The organism is Streptomyces sp. NPDC093065 (genome assembly GCF_044754585.1).
Lineage (GTDB): Bacteria > Actinomycetota > Actinomycetes > Streptomycetales > Streptomycetaceae > Streptomyces.
On record NZ_JBIVPJ010000008.1, the window covers coordinates 152,470 to 168,266 of the forward strand.

A 15,797-nucleotide genomic window follows, 5' to 3' on the forward strand; every position below is an offset into this window, starting at 1 on the left:
CCGGTGAGCGGTTTGGTTCGGCAGGCGGGTGCAGCGGTTCGTACGGCGGGTGGTGACCGGGTCCGGGAGGGCTCGGCGGCGCGGTCGGCCTTTCCAGTGTGCCGCGCGCGATGCCGGCCGGGTCCCGGACCGTGCGCGGCGTTCAGGGCGCGTGACGCCAGTACTCCGCCAGATCCCCCCACAGGTGGGCGGAGGTCTCGACGCCCTTGAGGAGCAGGTCCAGTTCCACCTTCTCGTCCGGGGCGTGCCAGCCGTCCGACGGGACGGAGATGCCGAGGAACAGCACCGGGGCGTCGAGGACCTCCTGGAGGTCGGCGGCCGGTCCCGAGCCGCCTTCCCGGGTGAAGCGGACCGGTTCGCCGAAGGCCCGGCCCATCGCACGGACCACGGACTGCAGAGCCGGGTGGTCCAGCGGCGTCAGGCAGGGGCGGGTGGCGGAGCCGAAGGCGATCTCGCAGCGGATGCCCTCAGGCACCTGCTCGGCGGCCCAGGCACGGACGGCCTTCTCCACGTGGTCCGGGTCCTGGCCCGCGACGAGACGGAAGGAGAGCTTCACCATGGCGGACGTCGGAATGATCGTCTTGCTGCCGGGGCCCTGGTAGCCGCCGCCGATGCCGTTGACCTCGGCGGTGGGGCGGGCCCAGATGCGCTCCAGGGTGGTGTGTCCGGCTTCGCCGTGGGCTGCGTACGACTTGGCCGTGCGCAGCCACTGCCCCTCGTCGAAGGGCAGCTCGGCGAAGAGCTCGCGCTCGCGGTCGGTGAGTTCGATCACGCCCTCGTAGAAGCCCGGGATCGCCACGCGCGCGTGCTCGTCGTGCAGGGCGGCGACGAGGCGGGCGACGGCGGTGGCCGGGTTGGGGACCGCGCCGCCGAAGGATCCGGAGTGGATGTCCTGGTCGGGGCCGTGCAGCCGGATCTCGCACTCGGCGAGGCCCCGCATGCCGGTGCAGACCGTGGGGGTGTCCTCGGACCACATGCCGGTGTCGGAGACGATCACCGCGTCGGCGGTGAGCCGCTCGGCGCGCTCCTCGACGAGGGCGCGGAAGTGCGGGGAGCCGGATTCCTCCTCGCCCTCGATCAGCAGCTTCAGGTTCACCGCGGGGGCGGTGCGGCCGGTGGCGGCGAGATGGGCGCGGACGCCGAGTGTGTGGAAGAGCACCTGGCCCTTGTCGTCGGCCGCCCCGCGCGCGTAGAGACGGTTTCCGCGGACGACGGGCTCGAAGGGCTCGCTGTTCCAGCCGTCCTCGCGGGCGGCGGGCTGTACGTCGTGGTGGCCGTAGACGAGCACCGTCGGCGCCCGCGGATCCCCGGAGGGCCACTCGGCGAAGACCGCGGGGGCGCCGGGAGTGGGCCACACCTCGGCGGTCGGGAAGCCGGTCTCCTTCAGCTGGGCGGCGAGCCAGTCGGCGCTGCGGCGGACATCGGTCGCGTGGTCGGGCTGGGCCGACACGGACGGAATGCGCAGCCAGTCGACGAGGTCGTCGAGGAAGGCGTCGCGGTGCTGTTCGATGTACGTGCGGACAGCGCTGACAGCATTGTCAACGGGGTGGCTCATACTTACGAGCCTATCGGCCCGCGCGCACCCCCCGATCGTGCGGTTCGTCACCGACCGGATCGGCCAGCAGCAGTTTCTCGAGCGCCGCGCGGTCCGGCAGCCCCTCGGGCCGTACCACCTCACCGGTGCGTACGTAGAGGAAGGCGGCCGTCACCGAGGCGGGCGGTACGCGCTGCTGCTCGGCCCAGGCGATGCGGTACAGCGCGAGCTGGAGCGGGTCCGCGGTGGCGGCGCGGTTGGTCTTCCAGTCGACGATCTCGTACGTCGCGGTGTCCCCGTCGCCTTCCTTGTAGACGGCGTCGATGCGGCCGCGTACGACCCGGCCGGCCAGCGACAGCTGGAAGGGCGCCTCGACACGGAACGGTGTGCGACGGGCGTACTCGGTGCGCTCGAAGGCGTCCTTCAGGAACTCCAAGTCCTGTTCGTCGGCGATCTCGGCGTCCCCGCCCGGCAGCTCCTCCGGCTCCAGCAGGGGCAGCGTCAGCGGTTCGAACCGGGCCTCCACCCAGGCGTGGAAACGGGTGCCGCGGCGGGCGGCGGGCTGGGGCGGCCGGGGCATGGGGCGGGCCAGCTCCTGCGCGAAACCGTCCGGGTCGGCGGCCAGACTCAGCAGCTGGGAGGCGGTCAGCGACGCCGGAAGGGGCACCTCGGTGACACTCTCACGCGCGCGCAGGAGCTCGCCGGTGAGCGCGTCGAGGTCGCGGTCCCAGGAGGCGACGGTACGGGCCTCTTCCGGGCTGAGAGGAGTGGGGGCGAGCGCGGGTGCGGTGCCTCGGTGCTGTTCGGGGGGCGCTGCCTGGTGCGGGACGGTGGGGCTGTGCCGCGGGGAGGCGGGGCCGCGCCGTGCGGCGTCGGGACGGTCCGTGGGCCAGGTGTCCCAGTCTGCGGGGTCCGCGGCCCTGTCGACGTCCACTTCACCCGGTTCGCCTGCTTCACCCGGTTCGTCCGGCAGTGGTTCGTCGTCCTCGGGGGGTGGCGGCCAGTCCGGGTCGTCGTAGGCGTCGGGAGCGGCGGGGAGGCCGTCCTCGTGAGTGGCGAGGGCGTCCAGGTGGGCGAGGACCGTCTCCGCGGCGGCCCGGCGCCGGGCGAGTGCCTCGTCGTCCAGGGGCAGGGGCCAGACCTCGTCGACGGTCGCCCGGTGCAGCGCCGGGTTCTCCTCGTCCTCGGCCGGCTCGTCCGCCCATGCCTCGATCTCGCCGTGTCCGGCCGCGCAGTGCTCGTACAGGGCCGTGAGGAAGTCGGACGGTCCGCGGCGCTTCTTCTGGCTGGGCCCCCACCAGTGGCCGGAGCCGAGGAGCAGGGAGCGGGGCCGGGTGAAGGCGACGTAGCCGAGGCGGAGCTCCTCGGTGTGCTGGTGATCCTTCATGGCCTCCTGGAAGGCCTTCAGGCCCCTGGAGTCCCAGGACTCGACGTCGGGCAGGGTGTCGGCGTCGCCGCGCAGGCCGTGCGGCAGCACCTTGCCCTGGGCGGTCCACTTCTCGCGGCCCTGGCCGCTGGGGAAGGTGCCGGTGACGAGACCGGGCACGGCCACGACGTCCCACTCGAGGCCCTTGGACTTGTGCGCGGTGAGCACCTTGACGGTGTTCTCCCCGCCGGGCAGCGCGTTGTCCAGGCCCTTCTCGTACTGGGCTGCGGTGCGCAGGAAGCCGAGGAAGGCCAGGAGGGTGGCCTCGCCGTCGCTCGCCGCGAAGGAGGCGGCGACGTCGAGGAAGTTGGACAGGGTCTCCCGGCGGCGGGCGGCAAGGGCGTGCGGGGACGCCGACAGCTCGACCTCCAGGCCGGTGACCGCGAGGACACGGTGCAGGACGTCCATGAGCGGGTCGGACAGGGCCCGGCGCAGCTCGCGCAGTTCGGTGGCGAGCCGCGCGAACCGCACGCGCGCGTCCGGTGAGAAGGGCAGCCCGTCGTCGTCCCCGGTGCCGTCCAGCGGCGTCTCCAGGAAGGTGTCCAGGGCGTCCGCGAGCGATATCACCTCGGAGGGGTCGACCCCCTCGACGGCCTCGGCGAGCCTCCGGTCGGGGTCGTCGTCGCCCTCCACGCGCGCGTGGCTCACGAGCAGCCGGGCTCGGCGGCCCAGGAGGGCGAGATCGCGCGGCCCGATGCGCCAGCGCGGGCCGGAGAGCAGCCGGACCAGGGAGGCGTTGGCGCCCGGGTCCTGGAGGACCTCGCAGACGGCGACCAGGTCGGCCACCTCGGGCAGGTGCAGCAGCCCGGAGAGGCCGACGACCTCCACGGGGACGTCGCGGGCCACCAGCGCGCCCTGGATCTCGGCGAAGTCGGTCGCGGTGCGGCACAGGACGGCGATCTCACCGGGTGCCTTGCCGGTGCGCACGAGGTGGGCGACGGAGTCGGCGATCCAGTCGATCTCCTCGGCGTGGGTGCGCAGCAGGGCGCAGCGGACCGTGCCGTCGCGTTCGGCGCCCGGGGCGGGCCGCAGGGCCTCCACGCCCGCGTGCATGGCGCGCAGGGGCTCGGCGAGGCCGTTGGCGAGGTCGAGGAGGCGGCCGCCGCTGCGGCGGTTCTCACTCAGTGCCTGACGGACGGCGGGGCGGCCGTCCGCGTGGGCGAAGTGTTCGGGGAAGTCGTCGAGGTTGGCGACGGAGGCGCCGCGCCAGCCGTAGATGGCCTGGCAGGGGTCGCCCACGGCGGTCACTGGGTGGCCGGTGCCGCCGCCGAACAGACCCGCCAGGAGGATGCGCTGGGCCACCGAGGTGTCCTGGTACTCGTCGAGCAGCACCACCCGGTACTCGTCGCGCAGCAGGCGGCCCACCTCGGGGAGCCCGGCGAGCTGCGCGGACAGGGCGATCTGGTCGCCGAAGTCGAGCAGGTCCTGCCGGCGCTTGGCCGCCCGGTAGCGGATCACCAACTCGGCCAGTGCACGGCGGGCGGCGGCGGCCTCGGGGACCTTGCGCAGGTCGGCGTTGCTGAGCCGGACGCCCTCCAGGGTGTCCAGGAGGCCGGCGTCCCAGGTGCGCAGGTCCTCGGGGCGTACGAGGTGCTCGGCGAGTTCGGCGTCGAGGGCGAGGAGGTCTGCGACCAGGTCGGCGAAGGACCGGGTGAGCGCCGGATAGGGCCCTGGGGCCTCGCGCAGAACCCGCGCGGCGAGCTGGTACCGGGTGGCGTCGGCGAGCAGACGGGAGGTGGGCTCGAGGCCGAGGCGCAGGCCGTGGTCGGTCAGGAGACGGCCCGCGAAGGCGTGGTACGTCGAGATCGCGGGCTCGCCCGGCGGGTGGTCCGGATCGATCGCGTCCGGGTCGGTCACGCCAGCCCCGATCAGGGCCTTGCGGACGCGTTCGGCGAGTTCGCCGGCCGCCTTGTTGGTGAAGGTGAGCCCGAGGACCTGCTCCGGGGCGACCTGGCCGGTGCCGACCAGCCACACCACGCGTGCCGCCATCACCGTCGTCTTGCCGGACCCGGCTCCGGCCACGATCACCTGCGGCGCGGGCGGCGCGACGATGCAGGCCGTCTGCTCCGGGGTGAAGGGGATGCCGAGGAGCTCTTTGAGCTGCTCGGGATCGGTGATGTGGGCGGGCACGTCAGAGAGGCTAGCGGCGGTCACTGACAGCGGGTGCCCGATGCCCCCGGGGGCCGGGGGAAGCGCAGGTCAGCCGACGTGGTGCGACTTGTCACACCGGCCACTCGGCCCCGGTGGTCCCGCCCCGCTCGCCACCCCGGGCGCCGTACGCCGGCTGCTCCCGTCGCTCACTCCACGACGTGCCGCCCCTCGGGCCGCGCGCTGCACGAAGCGCGGAAGGCGCAGTGGGTGCAGTGCTGGCCCGTGGTCGGGGTGAACCGTTCGTCGAGGACCTTGCCGGCGGCCGTGGCCAGCAGGTCGCCGACCCACTCGCCCTCGGGGCCCTCCTGCGACTCCTGCGCCTGGACCTTGGGCAGGGCCTCCCCGCCGTCCCGCTTGGGCGCGCCCTGGCGCAGGTGGACGAGTTCCGCGCCGCCCGGTTCGGGGCGTACGCCGTCGAAGGCCTCGTCGACGGCGCCCTCGCGGACGGCGAGCTGGTACACGGCGAGCTGGGGGTGGCGGGCCACCTCCGCGGACGTGGGTGCCTGTTTGCCGGTCTTGAAGTCGACGACGTAGGCCCGGCCGTCGCCGTCGGCCTCCACGCGGTCCATCTGGCCGCGGATGCGGACCTCGTAGTCGCCTGCCTCCAGGGTCACGTCGAAGTCGTGCTCGCTCGCCACCGGGGTGCGCCCGGCACGGTCCATGACGTGCCACTTCAGGAAGCGTTCGAGCGCCACGCGCGCGTTGGCCTTCTCCTGCGCCGACTTCCACGGCGCGTCGAAGGCGAGCGCGTTCCACACGGAGTCCAGGCGTTCCATGAGGACGGCGAGGTCGGCCGGGGTGTGTCCGGAGGCCACCTCGTCGGCGAGCACGTGCACCACGTTGCCGAAGCCCTGGGCGGTGGTCGCCGGGGCGTCCGCCTTCACCTCACGGCCGAGGAACCACTGCAGGGCGCAGGTGTTGGCCAGCTGGTCCAGGGCGCTGCCGGAGAGCGCGACGGGCTGGTCGCGGTCGCGCAGCGGCACCTTGCTCTCGGTCGGGTCCCACATGCCCCACCAGCGGTAGGGGTGTGCGGCAGGCACCAGTGGTCGGCCGTCCTCGTCGGTGAGGGCGGCGAGGCGGGCCAGACGGCGCGCGGCGGCCTCCCGCAGGGGTGCGGAGACCCGGGGGTCGACGGTGGTGGCGCGCAGCTCGGCGACGAGCGCCGCGACGGCGAGGGGGCGGCGCGGACGGCCGGTGACGTCGACGGGTTCGACGCCGAGTTCGGTCAGGAACCGGGAGGGCTGGTCCCCGTCGTCGGCGGGTGCCTTCACCGCCGTCACGACGAGCCGTTCACGCGCGCGCGTGGCGGCCACGTAGAACAGGCGGCGCTCCTCGGCGAGCAGGGCTTTGGGGGTGAGGGGCTCGGCGAGTCCGTCGCGGCCGATCCGGTCGGCCTCCAGCAGGGAGCCGCGGCGGCGCAGGTCCGGCCACAGCCCTTCCTGGACGCCCGCGACCACGACCAGCCGCCACTCCAGCCCCTTGGCGCGGTGCGCGGTCATCAGACGGACGGCGTCGGGGCGTACGGCGCGCCGCGTGAGGGTGTCGGCCGCGATGTCCTCGGCGTCGATCTGCTCCAGGAAGTTCAGGGCGCCCCGGCCGCCGGTGCGCTCCTCCGCGCGGGCGGCCGTCGCGAACAGCGCGCACACGGCGTCCAGGTCCCGGTCGGCGTTGCGTCCGGCCGCGCCGCCGCGCCGGGCGGAGCGTTCCAGGCGGGTGGGCCACGGGGTGCCGTTCCACAGGTCCCACAGCGCCTCCTCGGCGCTGCCCCCTCCCGCGAGGCGCTCACGTGCCCTGCGCAGCAGCGCGCCGAGTCGCTGGGGGCCGCGCGCGTACGCGGGATCGTGCACGGCGAGCCGCTCCGGCTCGGCCAGCGCCCGGGCGAGCAGTTCGTCCGACGGCGGCGGCAGCGGGATGCCGGCGGCGCGCTGCTCTTCTCGCAGGGCGCGGCCGAGGCGTCGCAGGTCCGCGGCGTCCATACCGGCGAGGGGCGAGGTGAGCAGGGCGAGGGCGGTCTCGGTGGGGAGCCAGCAGGGAGCGTCCGCGCGTCCCGCGCGTTCACCGCGCGGGGGCTTCGCCCCCGTGTCGGCGCCGGCATCGGGGGTGGATTCGGCGTCAGTGGTGGATCCGGCCTCCGGGACCGTGTCGGAGGCGGCGTCGGTCGTGCCCGGCGCGTCGTCGGCACGCTCCGCGGGCGCGGCCTCGCCGGCGTCATCCGTACCGGCAGCCGTGGCGGGCGGCGCATACCCCGCCGTTCCCGCGGTCTCCCCGGGCTGCTCCCCCGTGCCCGTCTCCGCCTCCGCCACGGCCCGCAGCGCCGTCAGCAGGGGCGCCACCGCGGGCTCGTGGCGCAGCGGCAGGTCGTCGCCGTCGATGTCCAGGGGGACGCCGGCCGCGGTGAGGGCGCGGCGGAGCGTGGGGATGGTGCGTGACCCGGCGCGCACCAGAACGGCCATGTCGCGCCAGGGGAGGCCGTCCTCCAGGTGCGCCCGGCGAAGGATGTCGGCGACGTTGTCCAGCTCGGTGCCGGAGGTCGGGTACGTGTACGCCTCGACCCGCCCGCCGTCCCGGACCGGGGTCAGCTCGCGGTGGGCGCGGACCTTGTCGGCGGGGAGGCGGGTCAGCGGCATGCGCTGGGTCAGCAGCCGGGTGGCGGCCAGCAGGGCGGCCCCGGACCGACGTGAGGTCCGCAGCACAGCGACCGGTGCCGGACGGCCGTCCGCGCGCGGGAAGGCGGTCGGGAAGTCCAGGATGCCGTTCACGTCGGCGCCCCGGAACGCGTAGATCGACTGGTCGGGGTCGCCGAAGGCGACGAGGGTGCGTCCGCCGCCCGCCAGGGCGTGCAGCAGCCGTACCTGGGCCGGGTCGGTGTCCTGGTACTCGTCGACGTACACCGCGTCGTACTGGGCGGTCAGGTGCGCGCCGACCTCGGGGCGGCGGGCGAGGAGCACCGCGCGGTGAACGAGTTCCGCGTAGTCGAGTACGCCCTGGAGGTCGAGCACGTCGAGGTACTCGGCGAGGAAGACGGCGGCGGCACGCCAGTCGGGACGGCCGATGCGCCGGGCGAAGGCGCCGAGGGCGTCCGGGCCGAGCCCGAGTTCGCGGCTGCGGGCGAGCACCGCGCGGACCTCGTCGGCGAAGCCGCGGGTGGTCAGGCAGGCGCGCAGTTCGTCGGGCCAGCGCACATGGGCCAGCCCGAGCCGCTCCAGGTCCACCTGCCCGGCCAGCAGCTCGCGCACCGTCACGTCCTGCTCCGGTCCCGACAGCAGCCGCAGGGGCTCCACGAACAGGTCGCTGTCCTGGTGGGCGCGGACCAGGGCGTACCCGAAGGAGTGAAAGGTCGTCGCCCGGGGGGCACGCGCGGCGCCGATGCGCAGCGCCATCCGGTCGCGCAGCTCGACGGCGGCCTTGCGGCTGAAGGTCAGCACCAGGATGCGTTCGGGGTCGCCGCCCGCGGCGATCCGGTCCGCGACGGACTCGACGAGAGTGGTGGTCTTGCCGGTACCCGGCCCCGCCAGGACGAGCAGCGGTCCGGACCGGTGGTCAACCACGGCGCGCTGTGCGGCGTCCAGACGAGGGGGGTCCATGCGTGCCGGCGGGGTACGCACCAGTCGGTAAGCACCACGGCTCCCCCGCCGCGCCTGGGGGTGCGGCGGGTGTCCGCTGGAGGAGGAGGAGCTCACGTGGTTCGCCGGTCCTGGTGGGTGTACTGGTGGGCCGTCCGCGCCGCGGGTGGGGCGGTGGCCACGGGATGAGGGGGACGCGTGCGGCCGACGCTACGCCGACGGAAGAGGCGGAAGCAGCGCTTCCCCTTCTTCCCTCGCGTCACTCACGGCACGAACGCCCCCTGCCCCACGAACGTACGTCATGCCACGGACACGTCCGAACTATCCGGTTTACCTCGTACGGATCACAGGCCCCACATCTGCCGGCCGCATGGCGGAAGCTGTCAGCTGTGACCCTGTGCGCGTCCGCGGCCTCCTTGCGCGTGTCCGCCGTGCCCCGGTGCGCTCGCGCCGCCGTCCCACCGCGCCCGCTTCAGGTCGAGGCGCGGCAGATGTCCCTCGGCGGCTCTGCTCGCCTCCTTCAGGGGGGTGCCCTCTTCCCGGTAGCGGTCGATCGCCTCCAGCTCGTGCCCCGCGAGCAGGACCCCGTCCGCGCGGACGACACGCCACCAGGGGACACCTCCCCCGTAGAGGGACATGACCCGGCCGACCTGGCGGGGTCCGCCCTCCTCCAGGTACTCGGCCACGTCCCCGTACGTCATGACGCGGCCCGGCGGAATCAGTTCGGTCACGTCGAGGACCCGCTCGGCGTACTCGGGCAGCGCGTCCGCGTTCTCCGGACGGACGCCGTCCGGAAGGCTCTGCTCGCTCATCCGCCCCATGGTGCCGCACTCCACCGGCAACGCGACGCACTCCCGAGCGCCCGCGTCCCTCACCCGGAAGCGGCACTTCGGGCAGACTGTGCGGCCCGCACGGGCACCCTGATGCCTGCCGAGGCCGACGCGGCATGCCACCATCGTGCGGGCGGTTACCAGTGATACGAGAGCAAGAAGAGGCGATGAAACAGCAGGGTGTGCACCCCGAGGACGCCGAGGGCACCTCTGACTCTTCGTCGCGCCCGGACACCGCGGACGCGGGCGGCGGGAAGGCCGGCGAGCGGGCGGCCGAAGGCCCGTCGGCGACGGCCGCCGACCCCGACGACGTGGCACACATCGACGAGGTCGAGGGCGACGAACCGCTGCTCCCCGCGCGCGTGCACCGGCCCTCCGACCTGGTGCGCCTCCTGGTGGGCGTGCTCGCCGTCGCCGTGCTCCTCGCCATCGCCGCCTTCGCGCACGGCACCACCTCGGGCCTCGAGCAGGACATCAACAAGGGCACCGGACAGGCTCCCGACCTGCTCATCAAGATCGCGGGACTGGCCTCCAGCATCGCGATCCTCCTGGTGCCGGTCGCGTTCGCGATCGAGCGGCTGATCAAACGGGACGGGCTGCGGATCGCCGACGGCGTCCTGGCGGCCGTCCTCGCGCACGGGGTGACCCTCGCCACCGACCTGTGGGTCGCCAAGGCGGCTCCCGGCTCGATCCAGGAGGCGCTCACCCAGCCGTCGCCGGGCGACATCCACGCACTGACCGACCCCGTGCACGGCTACCTCGCGCCGGTCATCGCGTACATGACGGCCGTCGGCATGTCCCGCAGACCCCGCTGGCGCGCGGTGCTGTGGATCGTGCTGCTCCTCGACGCCTTCTCGATGCTCGTCACCGGTTACACGACGCCGTTCTCGATCATCCTCACCGTCCTCATCGGCTGGACCGTCGCCTACGGCACCCTGTACGCAGTCGGCTCCCCCAACGTCCGCCCCACCGGCCGGACGCTGATGGCGGGCCTGCGGCACGTCGGCTTCCGGCCGGTGACCGCCGCCCGGCAGGAGGCACCGTCGGACAGCGTCGAGACCGGTGACCGCGGCCGCCGCTACTTCGTCACCCTGGAGGACGGCCGGCCGCTCGACGTGACGGTGGTGGACCGGGAACAGCAGGCGCAGGGCTTCTTCTACCGGGCGTGGCGCAACCTGACGCTGCGCGGATTCGCCACCCGCAGCAGCCTTCCCTCGCTGCGACAGGCCCTGGAGCAGGAGGCACTGCTCGCCTACGCGGCCATCGCGGCCGGGGCCAACGCACCCAAGCTGATCGCCACGTCGGAGCTGGGGCCCGACGCCGTGATGCTCGTCTACGAGCACACCGGCGGACGCTCACTGGACTCGCTGGCGGACGAGGAGATCACCGACGACCTGTTGCGCGACACCTGGGAGCAGGTACGGGCCCTGCAGTCCCGGCGCATCGCGCACCGCCGGCTGGTCGGCGACGCGATCCTGGTGGATCGTTCCGGCACGGTGATCCTCACCGACCTGCGCATCGGCGAGATCGCCGCCGGCGACCTGCTGCTGCGCATGGACGTCTCCCAGCTCCTGGTGACGTTCGGCCTGCGCGTCGGTGCCGAACGCGCGGTCGCCTCGGCGGTCGGTGTGCTCGGCCCCGACACGGTGGCGGACTGCCTGCCCATGCTCCAGCCCATCGCCCTCAGCCGCTCCACGCGCGCGACCCTGCGCAAGCTGGCGCGGGAACGGGCCCAGCGCGAGCGCGAGGCGGTCCTGGAGTCGTCCCGCCAGGCCAAGCTGGCCCGCGCGGAGGCGGCCGACGGCGACACCACGAGCCCCGCGTCCGAGCAGACCGGCAAGTCCCCTCACACCGACAAGCCGGACAAGAAGGCCGTACGCGCCGAGCAGCGGGCCGAGAAGCGGGCCGTGGACGAGGCCATCGAGGAGGCGCGCGAGGAGGACCTGCTCACCCTGATCCGCCACGCGGTGCTGCGCATCAGGCCGCAGGCCCCAGTCGAACCGGCCCGTCTGGAGCGGGTACGGCCGCGCACGCTGATCAGCTTCATCGCCGGTGCGATCGGCGCCTACTTCCTGCTGACGCAGCTCACCCACATCGAGTTCGGCCCCCTGGTCTCGAACGCCCAGTGGGGCTGGGTGGCCGCGGCCGTGCTCTTCTCGGCGGCGAGTTACGTCGCGGCGGCGATGTCCCTGCTGGGCTTCGTACCCGAGAGGGTGCCCTTCCTGCGGACCGTGGCCGCGCAGGTCGCCGGGTCGTTCGTGAAGATCGTCGCCCCCGCGGCGGTCGGCGGCGTCGCCCTGAACACCCGCTTCCTGCAACGTGCGGGCGTACGCCCCGGGCTCGCGGTGGCGAGTGTCGGCGCGTCCCAGCTTTTCGGGCTCGGCTGCCACATCCTGATGCTGCTGTCCTTCGGTTATCTGACCGGCACCGAGAAGACGCCGTCGCTGTCGCCGTCCCGGACGGTCATCGCGGGCCTGCTGACCGTGGCGGTGCTGGTCCTCGTGGTGACGTCGGTGCCGTTCCTGCGCAAATTCGTCGTCACGCGCGTGCGGTCGCTCTTCGCCGGGGTCGTGCCGCGCATGCTGGACGTGCTGCAGCGGCCGCAGAAGCTGATCACCGGCATCGGCGGCATGCTGCTGCTCACCGCCTGCTTCGTGATGTGCCTGGACGCCTCGATCCGTGCCTTCGGCGACGACTCCTCGTCGATCAGTCTCGCGAGCGTCGCGGTCGTCTTCCTCGCGGGCAACGCCCTGGGGTCGGCCGCGCCGACTCCCGGCGGTGTGGGCGCGGTGGAGGCGACGCTGACGGTCGGTCTGATCGCCGTCGGCCTCCCCAAGGAGGTCGCCGCGCCCGCGGTGCTGCTCTACCGGCTGCTCACCCTGTGGCTGCCGGTCCTGCCGGGCTGGCTGGTCTTCAACCACCTCACGCGCAAAGAGGCGCTGTAACGGAACCCGGGTGCTCCCCGCGTACCTCGTACGGCCCTGGTCCCGAGCGGGTGCTCCCGCGCGACCGCACGATGGACGCATGCCGAATCCCTCCCGGCTGCGCGCCGCCCTGACCGCCACCGTCGTCACGCTGTCCGTCCTGCTGGCCGGCTGTGGCGGCGGGTCCCAGGAGCACGACGAGGACCTGAAGGACCAGAAGCTCGGCTGGAAGGACTGCCCCGCACCGTCGGAGGCGGAGGGTGGCGGCGGCGCCCCCTCCCCGCTTCCGGACGGCGACAAGTGGCAGTGCGCCACCATGAAGGCGCCGCTCGACTGGGACGATCCCAAGGGCGACACGATCGGCCTCGCGCTGATCCGGGCCAAGGCCGGCGGCGAGGCCGACCGGCGGATCGGCTCGCTCGTCTTCAACTTCGGCGGGCCGGGCGGGTCGGGCGTGACCACCCTGCCCGCCTTCGGCCAGGACTACGCGAAACTGCGCACACGCTACGACCTGGTCAGCTTCGATCCGCGCGGCGTCGGCCGCAGCGACCCCGTGGAGTGCCTCGACGACAAACAGCTCGACACCTATTTCCAGCAGGACGCCACCCCCGACGACCGGGCCGAGCAGACCGAGCTGGTGGACAACACGGAGAAGTTCAACGCGGCCTGCGAGAAGAACTCGAAGAAGATCCTCCCGCACGTCCGCACGACCGACGCCGCCCGCGACATGGACCTGATGCGCCAGGTACTCGGCGACGAGAAGCTGCACTACTTCGGCATTTCCTACGGCACCGAACTCGGCGGCGTCTACGCCCACCTCTTCCCGAAGCACGTCGGTCGCGCGGTCTTCGACGCCGTCGTCGACCCGACGCAGACCCCGGAAGAGAGCTCGCTGGGCCAGGCGAAGGGATTCCAGCTGGCGCTCGACAACTTCGCCGAGGACTGTGTGTCGAAGACCGAGGACTGCCCCATCGGGGACACGGCCGACGACGTCAAGGCACGCATCGCGCGGCTGCTGAAGGACCTCGACCGCAAACCGATCCCGGGTGTCTTCCCGCGTGAGCTCACCGAGACCGCCGCGACCGGCGGCATCGCGCAGGCGCTGTACTCGAAGGACTTCTGGGAGTACCTCACCGAGGGCCTGGACCAGGCCTACGACGGGGACGGGCGGGTCCTCATGGTGCTGTCGGACGCGTTGAACGGGCGCAACGAGGACGGCCAGTACAGCAACATCACCGCCGCCAACGTCGCCATCAACTGCGCCGACGACAAACCGCGGTACGACACCGCGTACGTGGAACGCAAGCTGCCCGCGTTCCGGGACGCGTCCCCGCTGTTCGGCGACTACCTCGCCTGGTCCATGCTCGGCTGCACCGACTGGGCGGTGGCCGGAGCCGCCGACCATCCCGACGTCGCCGCGCCCGGCGCGGCACCGATCCTGGTGATCGGCAACACCGGCGACCCCGCCACGCCTTACGAGGGCGCCGGCAGGATGGTGGACGCGCTGGGCAAGGGCGTCGGTGTGGAACTGACCTACAAGGGGCAGGGACACGGCGCCTACGACAGCAAGAACCGGTGCGTGCAGGACGCGGTGCACGGTTACCTGCTCGACGGCAAGGTGCCGGCGGCCGGGACCGTGTGCTCCTGATCGCGGACGGGGTCAGCGAGCGAGACGAACCGGCAGGTCAGAGCGTTATCCACAGGCTTCCGCAGGTGCTGTCGGCTCCACCTACCATGGCAGGAACGCCATCCGCCGCACGGCGCGGACGGCTTGCCAGGGGGGAGAGGACATGGCTCGTCTCGTGAGGTGGACGGCTCTGACGGCCGCCGCCGCACTGCTGACAGCGGGCTGCAGCGGCGGCTCGTCCGACGAGGACAAGGACGACGGGGGCAGGAGCAGCGCGGGACCTTCGGCGGCGGCACCGTCCGGAGTGCCCAGGGCACTGGCGTCCCAGGCCCTCGACTGGACCCGCTGCAAGGGCAGCGACGACGCCCCGGCACCGGACGGCGACTGGCGGTGCGCCACGCTCAAGGCACCGCTGGACTGGTCCGATCCGGACGGCGAGACGATAGATCTCGCGCTGATCCGGTCCAGGGCGACCGGGGACGACCGCATCGGCTCCCTGCTGTTCAACTTCGGCGGCCCCGGCGGTTCCGGCGTCTCCATGATGCCGTCCTACGCCGACACCGTCTCCTCCCTGCACGAGCGGTACGACCTGGTGAGCTGGGACCCGCGGGGGGTGGCCGCCAGTGAGGGCGTCCGCTGCCGCTCGGACAAGGCGATCGAGGCCGCCGAGTCGGTGGACTCCACGCCGGACACCCCCTCCGAGGAGCAGGCGTACCTGAAGGACGCGGCCGACTTCGGCAAGGGCTGCGAGAAAGCCGCCGGCAAGCTCATGGAGCACGTCTCGACCACGGACACGGCTCGCGACATGGACCTGATGCGACACGTCCTGGGCGACGAGAAGACGCACTACTTCGGCATCTCGTACGGCACCGAACTCGGCGGCGTCTACGCCCACCTGTTCCCGAAGCACGTGGGACGCGTGATCCTCGACGCCGTGGTGGACCCCGGCGCCGACACGATGGGCCACGCCGCGAACCAGGCCAAGGGCTTCCAGCGCGCGCTGGACGACTACCTGAAGTCGACCGGACAGGAGCCCGGGCAGGGGTCGCGGAAGATCGCCGACCTGCTGAAGCGGCTGGATGCGAACCCGCTGCCCACGTCCTCGCCGGGTCGCGAGCTGACGCAGACACTCGCGCTCACCGGGATCGTGCTGCCGCTGTACAGCGAGAGCGGCTGGCCGGCCCTGACCAGTGCGCTGACGGCGGCCGAGAAGGGCGACGGCTCGGAACTGCTCGCGCTCGCCGACGGCTACAACGAGCGTGATCCCTCGGGCCGTTACGGCACGACCACCCACTCACAGCGGGTCATATCGTGCCTGGACGACAAGCAGCGGCCGACCCTGGAGGAGACGAAGAAGCTGCTGCCGAGGTTCGAGAAGATCTCGCCCGTCTTCGGAGCCTTCCTCGGCTGGGACACGGCCGGATGGTGCCACGACTGGCCGGTGGCCGGTCAGCACGAGACGCCGGAGGTGAGCGCGCCCGGCGCGGCCCCGATTCTGGTGGTCGGCAACACGGGCGACCCCGCCACTCCCTACGAGGGCGCCCGCAGGATGGCGGACGAGCTGGGCAAGGGCGTGGGCGTGGTGCTGACCTGGAAGGGCGAGGGCCACGGGGCCTACGGGAGTGGGAGCGACTGTGTCGACTCCACGGTGGACGCCTACCTGTTGAAGGGGACGGTGCCGAAGGACGGCAAGGTCTGCTCATGACGGCGGCGGGGGCTTCGGGCACCTGCGGTGCGCGAAA

7 protein-coding genes are annotated in these 15,797 nt (G+C 73.0%); 3 read left to right on the top strand and 4 right to left on the bottom strand.

Going from position 1 to position 15,797, the window contains the following annotated elements; translation table 11 throughout:
• Positions 1-142: 142 nt before the first annotated feature.
• The 4 genes from ACIQFU_RS16625 to ACIQFU_RS16640 form a co-directional block, all read right to left on the bottom strand.
• Complete coding sequence (locus tag ACIQFU_RS16625) at positions 143-1,555, bottom strand: dipeptidase (protein WP_402552126.1); 1,413 nt, start codon at positions 1,553-1,555, stop codon at positions 143-145.
• A 10-nt stretch (positions 1,556-1,565) separates the two neighbouring features.
• The gene (locus ACIQFU_RS16630) at positions 1,566-5,090 is read right to left on the bottom strand and encodes a UvrD-helicase domain-containing protein (protein ID WP_402552127.1); all 3,525 of its coding nucleotides are present in this window, start codon (positions 5,088-5,090) and stop codon (positions 1,566-1,568) included.
• Positions 5,091-5,257: 167 nt separating this feature from the next.
• Positions 5,258-8,791, bottom strand: coding sequence for a UvrD-helicase domain-containing protein (locus ACIQFU_RS16635; protein WP_402552129.1), 3,534 nt, complete (start codon positions 8,789-8,791; stop codon positions 5,258-5,260).
• 266 nt (positions 8,792-9,057) lie between these two features.
• The gene (locus tag ACIQFU_RS16640) at positions 9,058-9,486 is read right to left on the bottom strand and encodes an MGMT family protein (RefSeq protein ID WP_402552131.1); all 429 of its coding nucleotides are present in this window, start codon (positions 9,484-9,486) and stop codon (positions 9,058-9,060) included.
• Between the two features lie 185 nt (positions 9,487-9,671).
• Here ACIQFU_RS16640 and ACIQFU_RS16645 point away from each other — a divergent pair, with 185 nt between their 5' ends.
• The 3 genes from ACIQFU_RS16645 to ACIQFU_RS16655 all read left to right on the top strand — a co-directional run bounded on the left by ACIQFU_RS16645 (position 9,672) and on the right by ACIQFU_RS16655 (position 15,760).
• Positions 9,672-12,449, top strand: coding sequence for a lysylphosphatidylglycerol synthase domain-containing protein (locus ACIQFU_RS16645; RefSeq protein ID WP_402552132.1), 2,778 nt, complete (start codon positions 9,672-9,674; stop codon positions 12,447-12,449).
• 79 nt (positions 12,450-12,528) lie between these two features.
• On the top strand, positions 12,529-14,076 hold the full coding sequence (locus ACIQFU_RS16650; RefSeq protein ID WP_402552133.1) for an alpha/beta hydrolase: 1,548 nt from the start codon (positions 12,529-12,531) through the stop codon (positions 14,074-14,076).
• A 142-nt stretch (positions 14,077-14,218) separates the two neighbouring features.
• Positions 14,219-15,760 (top strand): alpha/beta hydrolase, encoded by a 1,542-nt coding sequence (locus tag ACIQFU_RS16655; RefSeq protein ID WP_402552134.1) that lies wholly within the window; start codon positions 14,219-14,221, stop codon positions 15,758-15,760.
• Positions 15,761-15,797 lie beyond the last annotated feature (37 nt).